The following is a 17,416-nucleotide window of genomic DNA, read 5'->3' on the forward strand; positions in this document are numbered from 1 at the left end:
AGTTGCGCCCGCCGCGCGGCTGGCTTATCTGGCAGGCATGGATAAAACATTGCACATCATTGGCGGCGGCATGGCCGGCTCCGAGGCCGCATGGCAGGCCGCCCATCTGGGGATTAAAGTCGTCATCCACGAAATGCGGCCCGAAGTTGGCACATTCGCCCACCAGACGGGCCTGCTGGGTGAAATGGTCTGCTCCAATTCATTCCGCTCGGATGATAGCGAACAAAACGCCGTGGGTCTGCTGCATTGGGAAATGCGCGCGGCAAACGGCCTGATCATGCAAACGGCGGAAAAGCACCGCTTGCCTGCAGGCGGCGCGCTGGCTGTGGACCGCGACCCCTTTGCGCAATCGGTCACAGACGCCCTGATGGCCCACCCCAACATCACCGTCGAATATGGCGAGATCACCGCCCTGCCCGACAGCGGTCACTGGATCATCGCCACCGGCCCGCTGACCTCTTCTGCCTTGGGGACCGCCATTGCCTCAGAAACAGGTGCCGAAGCCTTGGCCTTTTTCGACGCAATTGCTCCGATTGTTTACCACGACAGCATCGACATGAGCAAAGCGTGGATGCAGTCGCGTTATGACAAGGGCGAGACCGAAGAAGAGCGCACAGCCTACCTCAACTGCCCCATGGACCGCGATCAATATTACGCCTTCATCGACGCGCTGGGTGAGGCCGAGAAAACCGAATTCCACGAGAATGAAACCGCAGGCTATTTCGACGGCTGCCTCCCGATTGAGGTCATGGCAGAACGGGGCCGTGAGACCCTGCGCTTTGGTCCGATGAAACCCGTAGGTTTGACCAACCCGCACCAGCCAGACGTCAAACCCTATGCCGTGGTACAGCTGCGCCGCGATAATAAATTGGGCACGCTCTATAATATCGTCGGCTTCCAGACCAAGATGAAGTACGGCGCACAAACTGATGTTTTCAAACGCATTCCAGGGCTAGAGAACGCAAGCTTTGCCCGTCTGGGCGGCATCCACCGGAACACGTTCCTTAATTCGCCAACCTTGCTGGACGCGCAGATGCGCCTGCGCTCGCAACCTCACATCCGCTTTGCAGGCCAGATCACCGGCGTTGAGGGTTATGTAGAAAGCGCTGCGATGGGCCTGCTTGCGGGCCGTCTTGCAGCGGCCGAGATCCTTGGCACCATGATCGATACACCTCCGGCCACCACGGCCACAGGCGCGTTGATCACCCACATCTCGGGCGGCGCCGAGGCCAAGACCTTCCAACCGATGAACGTGAACTTCGGGCTATTTCCACCGGTCGAAGGTCTCAAATCGGGCCGCCGTGGCCGCAAGGACAGATACAAAGCCTATACCGACCGTGCCAAGCTTGACTGGCAATCCTGGCTTGAGGCTGGACAAGGCAACAGGACCCCTTAAAATAACGCTATGACCCAAAAATTTCTGGATACTTCCTATACCGAACGCGATGCTGCGGCTGTGCGTGCATTTTATAACGATTGGGCCGGATCCTATGAAGCCGAGATCAGCGAAAACGGCTATGCGACACCGGCGCGCTGTGCCGCCGCCTTGGCCGAATGCGTCGAAGACACCTCCCAGCCCCTGCTTGATTTTGGTTGTGGAACCGGCTTAGGCGGGCTAGCGTTCAAATCCGCAGGGTTTGAAACCATCGACGGGGTGGACCTGAGCGAAGCCATGCTCGAACAGGCCCGCGCCAAAGGAATTTACCGCAATCTCGAACAGATCGAAGCAGATAGCACCCCGCGCGACGGCTATGCGCTGATTGCGGCTATCGGTGTAATCGGCATTGGCGCAGGGCCGATCACACTATTGGATACGCTCATGCACGCGCTGCCTAGCGGTGGCAAATTGGTGTTTACCTTCAACGATCAATCCCTCGCGGATCCCGATAGCACGGGCCGCCTGAACGAATGGCTTGATTGCGGGGCCGCACGACTGCTGTTTTCCGAACACGGTGCCCATCTACCGGCACGAGATATTGAGTCTACTGTCTATGTGGTTGAAAAGGCTTGAGCCTTACCACACGTTTTGCCCCCTCTCCGACAGGGCCGCTTCATTTGGGACATGCCTATTCTGCGCTACTGGCCTTTGACCACGCGCAGGCACAAAAGGGGCAATTTTTACTGCGGATCGAGGATATCGACCGCAGCCGCTCACGCGCGGCATGGGAAACCCAGATTTATGATGACCTTGCATGGCTCGGGATTAGCTGGCCGGAACCGGTAATGCGGCAATCACAGCGGCAAGATGCTTATGACACCGCTCTTGATGCGCTTTGGGCGCGTGGCCTGCTTTATCCATGCAGCTGCACCCGTGCCGATATTGCCGCCGCGACCAGCGCCCCACAGGAAGGCGCCCCGCTGCTGGGGCCTGACGGGGTGATCTATCCCGGAACCTGCCGCAAATCCGTGCAGGGCCCACGGCCGGAAAATGCAGTGCTCCGCCTGAATATGGCTGCGGCATTGCGCGACCTTGGCCCACTGTCTTTTACCGAAACCGGCCTACCGTCCCACCGTGGCCTTGTGCCTGTCACATCTGACAATCTGGTTCAGGCAGTGGGCGATATTGTCCTGTCCCGCCGCGATATGGGCACATCCTATCATCTGTCAGTCGTGCTGGATGACGCAGCCCAAGGCATCACCGACGTGATGCGCGGCGCTGATTTATTTGAGGCAACAGCCATTCATGTAGTCTTGCAAGCCCTTCTTGGCCTGCCCACGCCAAGCTATCACCACCACCAACTGATCCGCGATGATACCGGTAAGCGACTGGCCAAACGCGATGATGCGCGGGCCATATCGCTTTACCGTGCGCAGGGCATGTCACCCGCAGATATCCGCGCTATGGTCGGTCTTTAGGTTCTATTTTCGGTCTCACCTTCAGGGGTGACAATCGTGAAGAAACAGCTGCGCGCGCCGGTATGGCAGGCGGCACCCACCTGATGGACCTGCATCACGATGCAATCGCGGTCACAATCCACCCGCAGCTCTTTAAGGGTTTGCACATGACCAGATGTGGCCCCTTTGGCCCAAAATTGTTGCCGTGATCGGCTCCAATAGGTCACTTGCCCGCTGGTCAAGGTCTCCATCAGGCTCTCGGCATTCATCCACGCCATCATCAGCACCTCACCGGTGGCGTGATCCTGAGCAATCGCCGGAATTAAACCTGCCTCGTTATATTTCAAACTTTGGGGATCAAAGGACATAAGCGGCCCGCCTTGTGTAATTGTTTTTGCATCCTGTCGTCTTCGGCTTATGTAAAGAGGAGCTGAAGGAAATGCCATGTCTGACGAGACCGATCTGATCAAACTTTATTCCGGCCGCATCCTAGCGCTGGCCGCTGATATTCCGCATCTGGGGCGGCTTGATGCCCCCCATGCAACGGTTACCCGCCGGTCACCGCTGTGCGGATCCAGCGTGACAGTAGATGTGAGAATGGACGATGGAAAACTGGCAGATCTGGGCCAAGACGTCAAAGCATGCGCATTGGGTCAGGCTGCGGCGGCCATAACGGCCGGTGCCGCGGTGGGCGCTGATCTAAACACCATCGAGAAAGGTCGGGATCAACTCAAAGCGATGCTCAAAGACGGCGATGCGATCCCAGACGCGCCTTTTGACGGCTTCGAAGTCCTGTCGCCAGCAGCATCCTATAAAAACCGCCACGCTTCGATCCTACTGTCTATCGAAGCACTCGCGGAAGCGATGAGCACGGCGCATCAGAAAGCCTAACGCAGTAACCAAAAAAAACGCCGCACATCCCGGACAGGATGGCGGCGCAAGAAAAGCGTCTCAGGCGTGGGACACAAAGGCAGTTATGAGGAAGGCACCCTCAAAAGATGTTATGGACAGGCAGAACGTAACATCGAAAAGCGTATACAGTTGGGACAAACACGCTTGAAAACCACCTCTGACACCAGAGCGCAGGCAGAAAGTCAGACAAGGCCGGGGAGATGCAGACCAACCACCAACATCATAATCAATGCTGCAGCACCGAGCGCATCATGAGCCAATGTGTCTTTCGACCGTGTGGCGATGCCTTTGATTGTTTGATAGAAGGTCATGTTTCTCTCCGTCTTTGTTGCACCTTTGTTCTCATATTGAGAACATTGTGTAAAGAACTTTATGAGAACATTTGTGAACTTTTTAGAACAGACAACCTAACCCACTGAAATCAAACGAATGGCTTCATCCTGCCGCATAAGCCAGAGCAGCAGCCGCGCTGCTTTGCCTCGCGGAGTTTCAAGACTTGGATCACTGGTCAGCAATGCGCGCGCATCAGATTGCGCCACAGCCATTAGTGCTGCCTGTTTTTCCAGATCGGCCACTTTGAATCGCGGCACCCCTGATTGTGCCGTGCCGATCAGGTCTCCCGTGCCCCGCATGCTCAGATCGGTTTCCGCAATGACAAACCCATCCTCGGTCTCGCGGAGCACCTCAAGGCGCTGGCGGCCTGTCTGGTTTAACGGGTTCTGATACATCAACAAACAGCTCGACGCCGCCGAGCCACGCCCGACCCGCCCGCGCAATTGGTGCAACTGAGCCAGACCAAAACTCTCGGCTCGCTCAATCACCATGATCGAGGCGTTCGGCACATCCACACCGACCTCAATCACCGTTGTTGCAACCAACAGCGATGTCTCACCGCGCTGAAAGGCCAGCATGGCGGCGTCTTTATCCGCTGGGGGCATCTGCCCGTGGACCAACCCAACAACACCTTCCCCCAATGCCGCGCGCAACCGCTTAAAACGCTCCTCGGCTGCGGTCAGATCGCTGACATTGCTTTCCTCGACCAAGGGGCAAACCCAATAACATTGCCGCCCCTCTGCAATCACCGCACGCAGCCGGTCGATGACCTGATCGTAGCGGTCTGTGCTGATCAGAACCGTCTGGATCGGCTTACGGCCCGGGGGTTTTTCGTCCAGCACGCTCACATCCATATCGCCATATTGTGCCAAGGCGAGGCTGCGGGGAATGGGCGTCGCGGTCATCACCAGCACATCCGCCTGCCGCCCCTTGCGCCCCAGCTCTAACCGCTGGCGCACACCAAAACGGTGTTGTTCATCCACCACCGCAAGGCGCAGATCATGGAACACCACTGTCTCCTGAAACACTGCATGGGTGCCGACCAGAATATGGATATCCCCACGCTCCAACGCCGCAAGTTTGGCAGCCCGTTCGGCACCTTTGTCCCGTCCCGTGAGAATTTCCAACACCACGCCCGCGGTTTCCGCCATCGGGCGCAGCCCCTGCAAATGTTGCCGCGCAAGGATCTCGGTCGGGGCCATCAAAACGCCCTGCCCGCCTGCCTCAACCGCAGCCAGCAAGGCCATGAAAGCAACCAACGTTTTGCCTGCACCAACATCCCCTTGCAGCAAACGGTTCATCCGCTGCTCGGTTCCCATATCGGCGATAATCTCGGCGATTGCGCGGCTTTGGGCGCCGGTCGGCGTGTAAGGTAATGTCTTGAGAACCTTGGCCTGAAGCTGCCCCGTGGCCTTTGCCGCGCGGCCCTTTTTGCGCCGCTCTACCTGCCGCGCCAAAGCCAGTGTGATTTGATGTGCCAGCAATTCGTCATAAGCTAACCGCGCCCGCGCCGGAGCGACCGATGACAGATCAAGCAGGGATTGGGGCGCATGAGCGGCCTGTGCCGCTGTCGCAAAATCCGGCCAGCCTTCTTTGGCCAACTGGCCGGGATCAATCCATTCATCCATCTGAGGGATCAGGGCAAGCGCCCCCCGCGTGGCCTTATACATCAGCTTTTGCGTCACACCCTGGGTCAGCGGATAAACAGGCTCAAAGGATGGAATACTGTCCGCTTCGGCTTCTGGCACGGCGAAATCAGGGTGCACCATCTGCGGGATACCATCGAACAATTCGACCCGCCCCGACACAATCCGGCGGCTGCCTTCGGGCAATTGCTGTTCCCAATAATTGCCACGCGCATGAAAAAACACCAACTGAAAGCCCGTCCCCGAGTCTTCCACATGAATGCGGTAGGCACCGCCTTTGTTGCGCGGTCCACTGTGTTTTCCGATCGTCACCGCCACCGTCAAAGTAGTCGGGAAATCGGCACCCTGCACCGTCTCGATCAGGCGACGGTCAATGCCCGATTGCGGCAACGTAAACAACAGATCGCGCGGTGCCACTACGCCCAGGCCCGCGAAATGCTGCGCTGTTTTAGGGCCAACACCGGTTAACGTATCCAGCCCTGCAAACAGCGGGAATAAAATTTCGGGACGCGTGTTCATAACCCCTCGATCAACGCCAGCCAGCCGTCTTCGTCCAAGGTCGTAATCTCAAGCTCTGCTGCCTTCCGGGCCTTTGATCCGGCACCGGGGCCCGCCACGAGAATATCCGTTTTGGCACTGACCGATCCTGACACCTTGGCACCTAACCTCTCGGCCCGGGCCTTTGCCTCGGCGCGGGTCATTTTCTCGAGCGTTCCGGTAAATACGACAGTTTTTCCCGCGACCGGAGAGCCCGAGGTATCAGCGCGCTTTGCCTCCTGAATATCCAGCTGTGCCACCAACCGGTCAATAGATGCCCGCTCACCATTTTGCGCAAAAGCCCCGACAAAAGAGCCCGCCATCACCGCGCCCATCCCGTCAACCGCCAATAGATCGTCCCACGCGGGACCTTCCCGCATGACGGCCCCATCAACGCCTCGGGCCAGAGCCTCCCATGTTCCGTAGTGCAGCGCGATCATATTCGACGCCGCCTCACCTACATGGCGGATCCCGAGGCCGAATAAAAAGCGCGCAAGGCCGATCTTGCGCTTGTCCTCAATCGCGGCGAACAGGGCTTTAGCCGATTTATCCCCCCAACCTTCGCGGTTTTTGAGCTGCTGCACACCGCTGCCGTACCGCGCCTGCAAGGTGAAAATATCCGCAGGTTCAGCAATCCAGCCATCCGTATAGAACTGTTCGACCTGCTTTGCCCCTAGACCGTCAATGTCAAACGCACCGCGCGAGACAAAGTGTTTGAGCTTTTCCACCGCCTGAGCCGGACAGATCAGCCCCCCCGTACAGCGGCGCACCGCATCCCCCGGCTCGCGCACCGCGTCACTGCCACATTCCGGGCAAATATCGGGAAAGGCATAGGGCATCGCAGTATCGGGGCGTTTGTCCAGATCCACATCGGCGACTTTCGGGATCACATCACCAGCACGATAGACCTGCACAAAGTCGCCCACGCGGATGTCTTTGCCCCCGCGAATTTCGCTGCCTTTGCTATCAAGCCCTTTGATGTAATCCTCATTGTGCAGCGTCGCATTGGAGACCACCACCCCCCCGACCGTCACAGGGGCGAGCCGCGCAACAGGGCTTAGCGCGCCGGTGCGCCCGACCTGAATATCAATCCCCTCAAGCGTGGTCCAAGCAAGCTCGGCCGGGAATTTATGAGCAATCGCCCAGCGAGGGGTGGTTGACCTAAAGCCCAGGCGGGCCTGCAACTCAAGATTGTTAACTTTGTAAACCACGCCGTCGATATCATAGCCCAAAGAAGCCCTTTGCGATTCGATATTAACGTAATGGGCAATCATCTCAGCCGGGGATGCGCATAGCGCCGTGAGCGGGTTCGTCGAAAACCCCATATCGGCCAGCGCCTCTATCGCGCCCCATTGTGTCTTGTCCAAAGGTGCCGACAAGACCCCCCAGGCATAAGCGAAAAATTTTAACGGCCGCGCACGGGTGATTTCAGGATCAAGCTGCCGCAAGGATCCTGCGGCGGCGTTGCGCGGGTTGGCGAACAGCTTACCCCCCCGCTCTGACTGACGCGCATTCAACGCTTCAAAATCGGCGTGGCTCATATAAACTTCGCCGCGCACCTCTAAAATTTCCGGAGCCCCCTCCAGCTTTTGTGGAATATCCGAAATGGTACGCGCATTTGCTGTCACATTCTCGCCCACAGCGCCGTCGCCGCGGGTGGCTGCCTGTGTCAAAACGCCATTCTCGTATCTTATCGACAGCGACAAGCCGTCGATCTTTGGCTCGGCCGTATAGGCCAGAGGTGTCTCCCCACCCAAACCCAGATATTTTCGGATCGACGTATCAAATTCGCGCACGTCATCATCGTCGAACGCATTTGCCAATGACAACATTGACACCGCATGGGTAATTTTCCCAAACCCCCCCGCGGGTGCTGCGCCCACTTTATCGCTCGGGCTGTCCGGGCGTTTCAGCTCAGGAAACCGCGCTTCGATCGCCGCATTGCGTCGCTTGAGACTGTCATATTCCGCATCCGAAATCGTCGGAGCATCGTCACCGTGATACGCGGTATTCGCGAACCCAAGCAGTTCGGCAAGCCGCGCAAGCTCGGCCTTAGCCTGTGCAGATTCGAGCGAATCCACGCTAATATCGGGGAATCCTGTTTGAGAAGTCACAAAACCTGCCTTTAGTGCTGTCGCCTACCCGAAGTTAGATAGGCCGCGACCCTCGGCAGGTCTAGGTCATTTGCGTATCGTTATGCAGATCTCAGGCGCTTGCGGCCAAATCCATCTCTGACGGTTCGGGATCACGCAAAACATAGCCGCGCCCCCAGACCGTTTCGATATAATTCGATCCACCTGTGGCACAGCCCAGCTTTTTCCGCAGCTTGCAGATAAATACGTCGATGATCTTGAGCTCGGGTTCGTCCATGCCACCATACAGGTGGTTCAGGAACATTTCTTTTGTAAGTGTTGTGCCTTTTCTAAGGCTCAACAGTTCCAGCATCTGGTATTCCTTACCGGTCAAATGAACCGGCTTGTTGTCAACGCTGACGGTTTTAGCGTCAAGATTGACTGAAACAAGACCGGTATCAATGACGGACTGAGAGTGTCCTTTGGAGCGGCGGATAATGGCGTGAATACGGGCAACAAGTTCTTCGCGGTGAAAAGGTTTAGTCAGATAATCATCTGCCCCGAACCCGAAACCGCGAATTTTATTTTCGGTGTCGTCAGCACCCGAAAGGATCAGGATTGGCGTCTCGATCCGGCTCAGGCGTAGTTGGCGAAGTACCTCATGGCCGTTCATATCCGGCAGATCGAGGTCGAGAAGAATAATATCGTAGTCGTACAACTTGGCGAGATCGATCCCCTCCTCCCCCAAATCCGTCGCATAGACGTTGAGGTTCGCATGTGTGAGCATCAGCTCGATGCTTTTTGAGGTTGTGGGATCATCTTCAACAAGCAGTACACGCATTTTCTGGTCAACTCCGCCATTTGGGATAAGTGTATGACGATCAGACTGCGCAATAAAGGTTAATTACCCGTAAATATTGGCGCGACCACACCCGAAACAATCTATAGTTGTCTATATTTTTGCACCATCGTTGCTTTTAACGCGACTTCTCCATGGGTTGAAACCGCGCGCACCCACTCAATAAACTCGTCCTCGCTTAGCCCGTAGCGCTGTAGCGCTTCGTCTTTACCGATTAGGCCGTATATAACGCCGCGCACCACCGCCACCTTGCGCGAAGCAACCCAACGACTGGTTGTCGGACTAGGGAGATCCGCCAAGGTCATGACAGATCCGTCCATTAAAGTTACCGAACGCGGGCCGTCCACTTTCTTCAGATACATTTGCTCACCCCAAACTCGTTTCCCCCCTGATCTTCCCGCCTGTCTCTTAAAGACAAATGAAGCCGCCCCTTGTGAGTAGTTCGCATTTTCCTATATTCCAAAGCAAAGCACTCCGACATATCGAGGCCCCATGCCCCTGGACAAAACCCCACCGCTCAATTCATTGGGCTTTGCAAAAGCGCCCGCCGACACCCGTGTGGTGGTCGCGATGTCGGGCGGTGTGGACAGCTCGGTTGTCGCCGCAATGCTGTCAGAGGAAGGGTATGACGTTGTCGGCGTCACGCTCCAGCTTTATGACCACGGCGCCGCGCTGGCCAAGAAAGGTGCCTGCTGCGCGGGGATCGACATCCATGATGCCCGCCGTGTGGCCGAAGATATGGGTTTCCCGCATTATGTGCTGGATTATGAAAACGTATTCAAAGACGCTGTAATTGACGAATTCGCCGATAGCTATCTGGGCGGAGCCACGCCCGTGCCCTGCATCCGCTGTAACGAGCGGGTGAAATTCAAGGACCTGCTGGAAACCGCCCGTGACCTCGAAGCCGATTGCATGGCGACCGGCCACTACATCCAGCGCAAAATGGGCGCTGGCGGGGCCGAGCTGCACACAGCCGCAGATCCAACCAAGGATCAAAGCTATTTCCTATTCTCCACCACACCAGAGCAGCTGGATTATTTGCGCTTCCCGCTGGGGCATTTGCCTTCCAAGCAAGCAACACGGGAGCTGGCCGAGAAATACGGGCTGCGCGTCGCAGACAAACCCGACAGTCAGGATATCTGCTTTGTACCGGATGGTGATTACGCGAGCGTTATCAGAAAGTTACGTCCCGAAGCAGCGGCCCCCGGTGATATTGTCGACACCGAAGGAACAGTATTGGCCAGCCATGATGGCGTGATCAATTACACTATCGGACAGCGCCGCGGTTTGGGAATTGGCGGGCTGGCGGACCCGCTTTATGTGGTGCGACTGGATGCAGACAAACGACAGGTTGTCGTCGGCCCGAAGCATCTTCTGGCCACACGCACGGTGCCGGTAAAAGAGATCAACTGGCTTGGCGATGCGCCTTTCACATCCCGCGAGGAATGGCATGTCGCCGTGCGCGTCCGGTCAACCCGACCGCCCACGGATGCGATCCTGCGGCCGCTAAGTGAGACCACCGCCGAGGTGGAGTTGGTCACCGCAGAACAAGGTGTCAGCCCGGGTCAGGCCTGTGTTTTCTACGATCCCGAAAGCAGCAGGATTTTCGGCGGCGGCTGGATTCACCGCGGCTAATAATCGGCCGCGATCCCCTCCAGCACCGCCTGCGCCGCACGCAAACCGGGGTCTTTGCCCCCCTGCCCAAGCCGCTGCATCGTAAGCGCCATTGCGCGATGTTGCTCTGTTGGTTGGGCCATCACATCAAGTACGCTGTCAGCGATGGCGTCACTGGTGCATGCCCTCCCAATAAACTCGGGCACTGCGCGGGTTTCCGACACCAGATTGACCAATGTGACCGTATCAACCAACAGCATTTTGCCTATGACAAAACGGCTGATCGGGTTCATATCATAAGCGATGACCATCGGCGTTCCGGCCGCTGCCAGCTCTAATGACACGGTGCCCGAAGCCGCCAACGCCACATCCGCTGCGCGAAAAACCGCTCTCTTATTTGCCATTTTAGTCGAATATTCGCCGATGCGCGGATCCAGAACCACCGTATCCGGCCATTTATCGGTGAGGTTTTGCACCAAATCAGCGACTCCCGCTGCAGCAGGCACGATGATTCGCAGCTTGGGCTTGTGCTCTTTGATCCTACGCACAGCGGCACCGAACCGCTCCCCCAACCGCGCAACCTCTGACCGCCGCGACCCGGGCAGAACCACCATCAAAGGCGCGTCGCCGATGCTGTGCATGGCACGAAACGCCTCTACATCGCGGTCAGTCGCGACAGGTTCGGCCACGACCGGATGCCCGACAAAATCACAACGCATACCCGCAGCCTGCATCAACGGTGGCTCGAAAGGCAGCAACGCCAACACCTGATCAATATGCCGCGCCATCCGTGCCGCCCGCCCTGCCCGCCATGCCCAGACCGTCGGCGCAACATAATGGACCGTCCGAATAGCGCTGTGCGCCTTGACCAGTTTAGCCACCCGAAGCGAGAAATCAGGGCTGTCGACGGTGATAAGCACATCAGGCTTCTGTGCCACCACCGCTTGGGCAGTTTGTGCAATCCGGCGTTTGAGGTGGCGGTACTTCGGCAATATCTCGACCAGCCCCATCAAGCTGAGTTCGGACATGTCAAAACGGCTAACCAGCCCCTCTGCCTGCATCTGAACGCCGCCAACCCCTTGGAATTCGACATCAGGCCGCAGCGCCTTTAGCCCCGCCATAAGGGCCGCCCCCAGTTTATCTCCCGAAGGCTCCCCCGCTATGATGAAAACGCGCAGAGGGCTCATGATGTGGACCGCGCCCAAAAACCTAGGCCCAGCCGGTCCGCCGCTGCGATGCATTCCGGCCTGTGCAGGATCAACGTGGTGCCCTGTTCAACCACAAGACCACCCAGCCCCGCGTCAGCAACCGCTTGTAGCGTGTCAGGTCCAACTGTCGGCAAATCGACCTTATGGGTCTGGCCACTCTTGGGACCTTTATACAGGATCCCGCCAGCACCAGCAGCAAGCGCAGACAACATCGCATCCGTGCCGCGCGAGTCCTCCATCGCGATCACCTGACCCGCGCTGACCAAACAGGCCTGCCCTATGTCCTGGGGTGATAACTTGCGAATATGCGCCGCAGCGATATCCGCATCCTTCTGCATTCCTAAATCGGGCTGGACCGTTCCGTAGATTCCATGAGGCGCGGCCAGCTCAGGTGCGATCTCATGTGCGCCCAACAGATCAAACCCAGCTTTCCGGAACATATCCAAAAGAACACGCAGCGCCCCGTCATCGCCTTTGCCAAGCGCCTCGAGAAAGGCAGGCACCATAGGCGCCGTTCGCGCGTCAATCTTTGACGGGTCCAGCGCAGGCCGCTCAAGACCACCGGCAAAGCAAACCTGCGTCACGCCCCGATCACTCAACACCGCTAACAAGGTTCCCAATGTCTCAAGCCGGAATGTTATATCCGCCTTCAGCCCTGACAAATCTGTGCCCTTATACTGGGCAACCAGCGGCGGAACAGGGCACGCAGCGGCCACAAGAGCAGGCAAATCGCCGCGTCCGGCAATCAGCGCCAGCGTCATTTTGGCGTCAGAAACTGACGGCCCGCGTCAGCCAATACAAAATCGACAATCTCGCGCACGTAATCGCTTTCGGTTTCGTCACCTAGACGCACCGTGCGATCGTGGAATGTCCCCTCGCCTTGGGCCAGCATCTGAAAGGCCGCGCGTAGGGCCGTGATATCACGGCGTTCCACCCCGCGCCGCTTGAGGCCGACGAGGTTCAAACCATCCAGATGGCCCCGCGGCCCCTGCACCAGCCCGTAGGGAATGACATCATGCGTCACCATGGTAATCGCACCGATGATCGCGCCGCGGCCCACGCGGACCCATTGGTGGATGCCCGACAGCCCGCCAATAATGACCTCATCCTCGATGATACAATGGCCTGCCACTGCGGCATTATTGACGACGACGACCCTGTTGCCGATCGTGGAATCATGGGCGATGTGGCACCCTGCCATGAACAGGCAATCATCGCCCACACGGGTCACACCGCCGCCGCCTTCGGTGCCACAGTTCATGGTGACATGTTCGCGGATGCGGTTGCGCGCGCCAATCTCGAGGCGGCTGGTCTCCCCCTTGAACTTAAGGTCCTGCGGGATTTCACCGATCACCGCAAACGGAAATATGATGGTATCCGCCCCGACGGTTGTCTGGCCGCTCACCACCACATGGGATTTCAATTCAACATTCGCCCCCAGCTGCACCTGAGGCCCGATCACACAGAACGGGCCAACAATTGCCGAAGGATCAACCTGCGCGCCTTCTTCGATGACAGCGCTAGGGTGAATGGGCATTAGCCGGCGTCCTTGGGCAGATCCAGCATTGCCATGAATTCGGCCTCGGCAGCCATTTCGCCCTCGACCGTAGCCACGCCCGAGAATTTCCAGATTTTGCCGCCCGGCTTGCCGCGAACTGTTTTCAGATCCATGCGCAATACGTCACCGGGGATCACTTTGCGGCGGAATTTGCAGTTATCAATCGACATGAAGTAAATCAGCATGTCGCGATCCATCATGTCCAAGGCGACACCAATCATCACACCGGCGGTCTGCGCCATCGCTTCAACAATGGTCACCCCCGGCATGATCGGCGAGCCAGGAAAGTGCCCCTGAAAATGCGGTTCGTTCATGGTGACATTTTTATAACCGACCGAAGATTGCGTGCCGTCGATCTCGGTTACTTTATCCACCAACAAGAACGGATAACGATGCGGCAAAATCCGCTGAATTGTCTGGATATCGGCTGATTTAAGCTCTTGGGTCATTGGTGTTTCTTTCATGATATTTATCCGCAGTGCTACCAACTGCGGCAAAAAGGAGCAAGCCGCGCAGGTTCAATCCTGAGATGCGGGGGCCTGCTCATCCTGAGGTTCATCAGGGGTTTGCTCGGGCGCGGGCTGTTCGGCCTGCTCGCCCAGCGTGGCGTTGATCCGCTCAATCGCGCGGGCGGTGATGTCACTAGCGTTCGAACTGATAAAGACGGTGCGACGCTCGAGTACGACAGTCGCGCCCACTTCGGCCATCAGGGCCTGCAACACAGGCCCAGCTGCCCGCAGGAAGGCTTCGCGCTCCTGTCCCAACAGCTCGTTCAATGCGCGGGTTTTCACCGCCTGTTCGCGCCGCGTTTCCTGAACACGGGTATCAAATGCATCGGCCAAGGGGCGAAACGCCTCTGGCGTCATCGTCGCGCGCCGGTCTGTAAGCTCTTGCTCGGCATCTGCCAGCTCTGCCTCGATCTGGCGGTTTTCTGCCGCCAATTCGGTGCCGCGCTGCTCAATCTCGCGTGCGACGCGTTTGCCAAAATCGCTATTGAGAAACATCCGCTCGCTGTCGATTGTCAGGATCGCGCTGTTCACTGGAGCAGCTTGGGTTCCCTGAGCAGCTAACGGCGTCGCGCCCACCACAGCGAGCGCAACGCATGCACCTATGAGGGTGCGCCACATGGATCAGAAGTCCGTTTGAATAGTGACTTCGAACTTTTGTTCGCGGTCAAAAGATTCCTTGCGGATCGCATCGGACACGTTGAACTGCAACGGCCCTACAGGCGTGTCCCAGAAGATCGAAAAGCCGATTACATGGCGGAACGATCCATTTTCACCATCAACGCTCACCCCATTCAGGTCCACGTCGGACAGATCCCACAAGTTACCCACATCATAGAACACACCGCCTGTGATGCCGTATTCCTCTGGCAAACCGATCGGGAACTCTGCCTCTAGGCGACCAACAACGTAGAAGTTACCGCCGAGTGTATCGCTCTCGTCCGACTCCCCGTCACGAGGGCCAATCCCGCCCGGCTCAAAACCGCGCAGCTGTGATGTCGACAGGATAAACCGGTCCACAGCACGGTTGGTCCCCGAGATAAAGTTCAACGCCCCCGCCTCTGCGGTAGCCCGCAGCGTCAGCTGTTCGTTAAAGAATTTTTTCTCGCCGATGGCCCTACCGACCGTACGCACATATGTCTGGTCGCCGCCGAGGCCGGCAAAGTCCTGGTTAAGCTGCAACAAAACGCCCGCTGTCGGGTCAAGACCGGTGCGGCGGGTGTCATAGCTGTATTGATAGCCCAGCGACGAGGTAATCAGCGCACCGGCGTCGATATCGCCCTGAATGATCTCGCCGTTGTCATCGTCGTCGTTCCGCTTAACCTTGATCCGCTCGCCGGTATAGCGCAACTGAAGCCGGCCATTTTCACTTACAGGGAAGGTAATGCTTGGCTGGAAAGTGAAACGGGACGTGTCATAGGTCGAGTTTGACGAATTCGTTTCAGCGAAATTCGCCCCCAAGCTAAAGGCCACATCACGCGCCAGCAAAGATGGTTCGGTAAAGCGGAATTCAAGGCGGCGTGCCTCGGTGGCGGTGGCAACGTTCAACGAAAGCTGCTGACCACGCCCCAGAAAGTTCTGCTCGGAAAAGGAAACGGCGATACCGGGGCCATCCCCACTCGAGAAGGACGCACCGAAGTTCAACGAACCTGTCGGTTGCTCGACAACATCGACATCAATCACAACCTGATCAGCGGAACTGCCCTCTCGGGTTTCAACGTTTGCATTCTCGAAATATCCCAACGCGCGAATACGCTCGGCAGACTGCCGGATTTCACGCGGATTAAAGGGATCGCCTTCGACGCTGTCAAACTGGCGGCGTACGACACGGTCAAGGGTCGTAGTGTTGCCTTCGATGTCGATCCGTTCAATGAAAATGCGTGGACCGCGCGACAATACGAACTCGACATTGAGCGTCAGATCACGCTCGTTGCGGGTCACACGAGGTTCCACCCGCAAGAAGTCAACACCTTGGCGAATGGCCTCACGCTCGATCCGTGCGATATCCAAATCAACCAGCGTGGGCGAATAGACCACCCCCGGCTTCACTTTGATCAGGCTCCGGTAAAGATCGGCATCTACGCCGTTCAGCTCGGAGGTGACAGAGATATCGCCAAAATGGAACTGCTGGCCTTCTTGAATGTTGAACCCGATAAAATAGCCGTCCCGCTCTTCGGTGAGGTTGGCGTTCACCGAGTTGATCCGCATGTCTACATAGCCGCGTGAGGCGTAGAAATCACGCAGGATTTGCTTGTCCAGCTCGACGCGGCCGGCGTTATAGCTGTCGCGCTGGATCAGGACACGGAACAAACCGGCCTGTTTGGTGCCCAAAACGCGGCGCAGGCGGCGGTCCGAGAATTTGCGGTTCCCCACAAAACTCAGACGCTCGACTTCGATGTTTTCACCTTCAAAGATTTCAAACACCAGATCCACGCGGTTCTGGTCGCGCTTGATGATTTTGGGTTGTACACGTGCCGATATACGCCCTTGTGCGGAATAAGCTTCCGCGATGGAGTTGGCGTCTTTTTCAGCTTGGGTCGGGTTGAATACACGACGTGCGGTCGAATCAATCACACCAGCCAGCGCGTCATCGTCAATCCGGCGGTTCCCCTCAAAGGAAATGCGGTTGATCGTGGGCAACTCGACCACCGAGATTGTCAGCGTGTTTCCCTGCGGAGTAACCTCAACGCTTTCGAACAAGCCGGAATTATTCAGCTTCTGAACCGCATCATTGAGCTGTCCGGCGCTCAGGGCCTGACCACGCGCGATTCCGGCCTGTGACAGGATGGCGCTATCGCCAATGCGTTCATTCCCTTCAATCCTGACCGTATTGAATTGAAACTGCTGCGCAAATACCTTGGGCGCAGGAGCGATCCAAGCCGTTGTTATCAGGAGAGAAAATGCCAGCCCTTTCAGGCCCGTATTTGCTTTTCTATGCTGCCCAAAAGCGCGCGGCGCGCTCGTCGAAGACCCCAGGTTCATGGTTTTTGCCCAATTTTTTATAAACACCGTTTCCACTGAGTACCTGTCAGGGCTTGGCTTGTCAAAACCAACAGGCCCCTTTTTACACGCAAAAGGGCCCGCGCAGTATGCGGACCCTTTTATTGGAGGGGTATTGGCCGCCTGTTAGTGCAGGCTGCCGAAATATGCCCCGGCGCAAAGGGCAAAGATCATTGTGCACATATACAGTAACCGGTCCCAGTTCAGGTCCATCAGAATGCTTAGACCACGGTAGCCTTTAAAAATCGTCTGCAACGGATGCTCCCCCTGAGTGACAGAAACGTTCGACCAGTAATCTGGCATCACAATGTGTCAGGGGTGGGAATTAAATGTGGC

At 57.3% G+C, this 17,416-nt stretch carries 17 protein-coding genes; 5 read left to right on the forward strand and 12 right to left on the reverse strand.

The window, feature by feature from the left end:
• Positions 1 to 37 precede the first annotated feature (37 nt).
• The 3 genes from trmFO to gluQRS are packed head-to-tail and all read left to right on the forward strand — an operon-like array spanning position 38 to position 2,856.
• The gene (gene trmFO, locus ABJM03_RS12955; RefSeq protein ID WP_348418127.1) at positions 38 to 1,396 is read left to right on the forward strand and encodes a methylenetetrahydrofolate--tRNA-(uracil(54)-C(5))-methyltransferase (FADH(2)-oxidizing) TrmFO; all 1,359 of its coding nucleotides are present in this window, start codon (positions 38 to 40) and stop codon (positions 1,394 to 1,396) included.
• A 9-nt stretch (positions 1,397 to 1,405) separates the two neighbouring features.
• Positions 1,406 to 2,011, forward strand: a complete 606-nt coding sequence (locus ABJM03_RS12960; RefSeq protein ID WP_348418129.1) for a methyltransferase domain-containing protein — start codon at positions 1,406 to 1,408, stop codon at positions 2,009 to 2,011.
• Positions 2,008 to 2,856, forward strand: coding sequence for a tRNA glutamyl-Q(34) synthetase GluQRS (gluQRS, locus tag ABJM03_RS12965; protein WP_348418131.1), 849 nt, complete (start codon positions 2,008 to 2,010; stop codon positions 2,854 to 2,856). The genes ABJM03_RS12960 and gluQRS overlap by 4 nt, the downstream gene beginning before the upstream one ends.
• Here the strand turns inward: gluQRS and hisI are convergent.
• Positions 2,853 to 3,203: a phosphoribosyl-AMP cyclohydrolase gene (gene hisI / locus ABJM03_RS12970; RefSeq protein ID WP_348418132.1), complete on the reverse strand. Its 351-nt coding sequence runs from the start codon at positions 3,201 to 3,203 to the stop codon at positions 2,853 to 2,855. The genes gluQRS and hisI overlap by 4 nt on opposite strands.
• Before the next feature lie 76 nt (positions 3,204 to 3,279).
• On the opposite strand from hisI, the gene ABJM03_RS12975 reads away from it, so the two are divergent.
• Positions 3,280 to 3,726, forward strand: a complete 447-nt coding sequence (locus ABJM03_RS12975) for an iron-sulfur cluster assembly scaffold protein (protein WP_348418134.1) — start codon at positions 3,280 to 3,282, stop codon at positions 3,724 to 3,726.
• A gap of 203 nt (positions 3,727 to 3,929) precedes the next feature.
• On the opposite strand, the gene ABJM03_RS12980 is transcribed toward ABJM03_RS12975, so the two are convergent.
• The 5 genes from ABJM03_RS12980 to ABJM03_RS13000 all read right to left on the reverse strand — a co-directional run bounded on the left by ABJM03_RS12980 (position 3,930) and on the right by ABJM03_RS13000 (position 9,556).
• On the reverse strand, positions 3,930 to 4,058 hold the full coding sequence (locus ABJM03_RS12980) for a hypothetical protein (RefSeq protein ID WP_348418136.1): 129 nt from the start codon (positions 4,056 to 4,058) through the stop codon (positions 3,930 to 3,932).
• Between the two features lie 96 nt (positions 4,059 to 4,154).
• Positions 4,155 to 6,245, reverse strand: a complete 2,091-nt coding sequence (gene recG / locus ABJM03_RS12985; RefSeq protein WP_348418137.1) for an ATP-dependent DNA helicase RecG — start codon at positions 6,243 to 6,245, stop codon at positions 4,155 to 4,157.
• Positions 6,242 to 8,377, reverse strand: a complete 2,136-nt coding sequence (ligA, locus tag ABJM03_RS12990) for an NAD-dependent DNA ligase LigA (RefSeq protein WP_348418139.1) — start codon at positions 8,375 to 8,377, stop codon at positions 6,242 to 6,244. The genes recG and ligA overlap by 4 nt, the downstream gene beginning before the upstream one ends.
• 91 nt (positions 8,378 to 8,468) lie before the next feature.
• A complete protein-coding gene (locus ABJM03_RS12995) occupies positions 8,469 to 9,176 on the reverse strand; it encodes a response regulator transcription factor (protein ID WP_348418141.1) in 708 nt (235 codons plus the stop codon).
• A gap of 101 nt (positions 9,177 to 9,277) precedes the next feature.
• Complete coding sequence (locus ABJM03_RS13000) at positions 9,278 to 9,556, reverse strand: DUF1153 domain-containing protein (RefSeq protein ID WP_348418143.1); 279 nt, start codon at positions 9,554 to 9,556, stop codon at positions 9,278 to 9,280.
• Between the two features lie 130 nt (positions 9,557 to 9,686).
• Here ABJM03_RS13000 and mnmA point away from each other — a divergent pair, with 130 nt between their 5' ends.
• Positions 9,687 to 10,829 (forward strand): tRNA 2-thiouridine(34) synthase MnmA, encoded by a 1,143-nt coding sequence (gene mnmA, locus ABJM03_RS13005; RefSeq protein WP_348418144.1) that lies wholly within the window; start codon positions 9,687 to 9,689, stop codon positions 10,827 to 10,829.
• On the opposite strand, the gene lpxB is transcribed toward mnmA, so the two are convergent.
• The 6 genes from lpxB to bamA form a co-directional block, all read right to left on the reverse strand.
• Positions 10,826 to 11,986 (reverse strand): lipid-A-disaccharide synthase, encoded by a 1,161-nt coding sequence (gene lpxB / locus ABJM03_RS13010; RefSeq protein ID WP_348418197.1) that lies wholly within the window; start codon positions 11,984 to 11,986, stop codon positions 10,826 to 10,828. The genes mnmA and lpxB overlap by 4 nt on opposite strands.
• Before the next feature lie 5 nt (positions 11,987 to 11,991).
• Positions 11,992 to 12,777 carry a UDP-2,3-diacylglucosamine diphosphatase LpxI gene (gene lpxI / locus ABJM03_RS13015; protein ID WP_348418145.1) on the reverse strand — a complete coding sequence of 262 codons (786 nt, stop codon included), beginning with the start codon at positions 12,775 to 12,777 and terminating at the stop codon, positions 11,992 to 11,994.
• Positions 12,774 to 13,553 carry an acyl-ACP--UDP-N-acetylglucosamine O-acyltransferase gene (gene lpxA, locus ABJM03_RS13020; RefSeq protein WP_348418147.1) on the reverse strand — a complete coding sequence of 260 codons (780 nt, stop codon included), beginning with the start codon at positions 13,551 to 13,553 and terminating at the stop codon, positions 12,774 to 12,776. The genes lpxI and lpxA overlap by 4 nt, the downstream gene beginning before the upstream one ends.
• Positions 13,553 to 14,023 carry a 3-hydroxyacyl-ACP dehydratase FabZ gene (gene fabZ / locus ABJM03_RS13025; RefSeq protein WP_348418198.1) on the reverse strand — a complete coding sequence of 157 codons (471 nt, stop codon included), beginning with the start codon at positions 14,021 to 14,023 and terminating at the stop codon, positions 13,553 to 13,555. Before fabZ ends, lpxA begins: the two co-directional genes overlap by 1 nt.
• A 69-nt stretch (positions 14,024 to 14,092) precedes the next feature.
• Positions 14,093 to 14,701, reverse strand: a complete 609-nt coding sequence (locus ABJM03_RS13030) for an OmpH family outer membrane protein (RefSeq protein WP_348418149.1) — start codon at positions 14,699 to 14,701, stop codon at positions 14,093 to 14,095.
• A gap of 3 nt (positions 14,702 to 14,704) precedes the next feature.
• Positions 14,705 to 17,062: an outer membrane protein assembly factor BamA gene (gene bamA, locus ABJM03_RS13035; protein ID WP_348418151.1), complete on the reverse strand. Its 2,358-nt coding sequence runs from the start codon at positions 17,060 to 17,062 to the stop codon at positions 14,705 to 14,707.
• Positions 17,063 to 17,416: the final 354 nt, after the last annotated feature.

Origin of the sequence: Sulfitobacter sp. (assembly GCF_039977885.1) — a bacterium.
Lineage (GTDB): Bacteria > Pseudomonadota > Alphaproteobacteria > Rhodobacterales > Rhodobacteraceae > Sulfitobacter.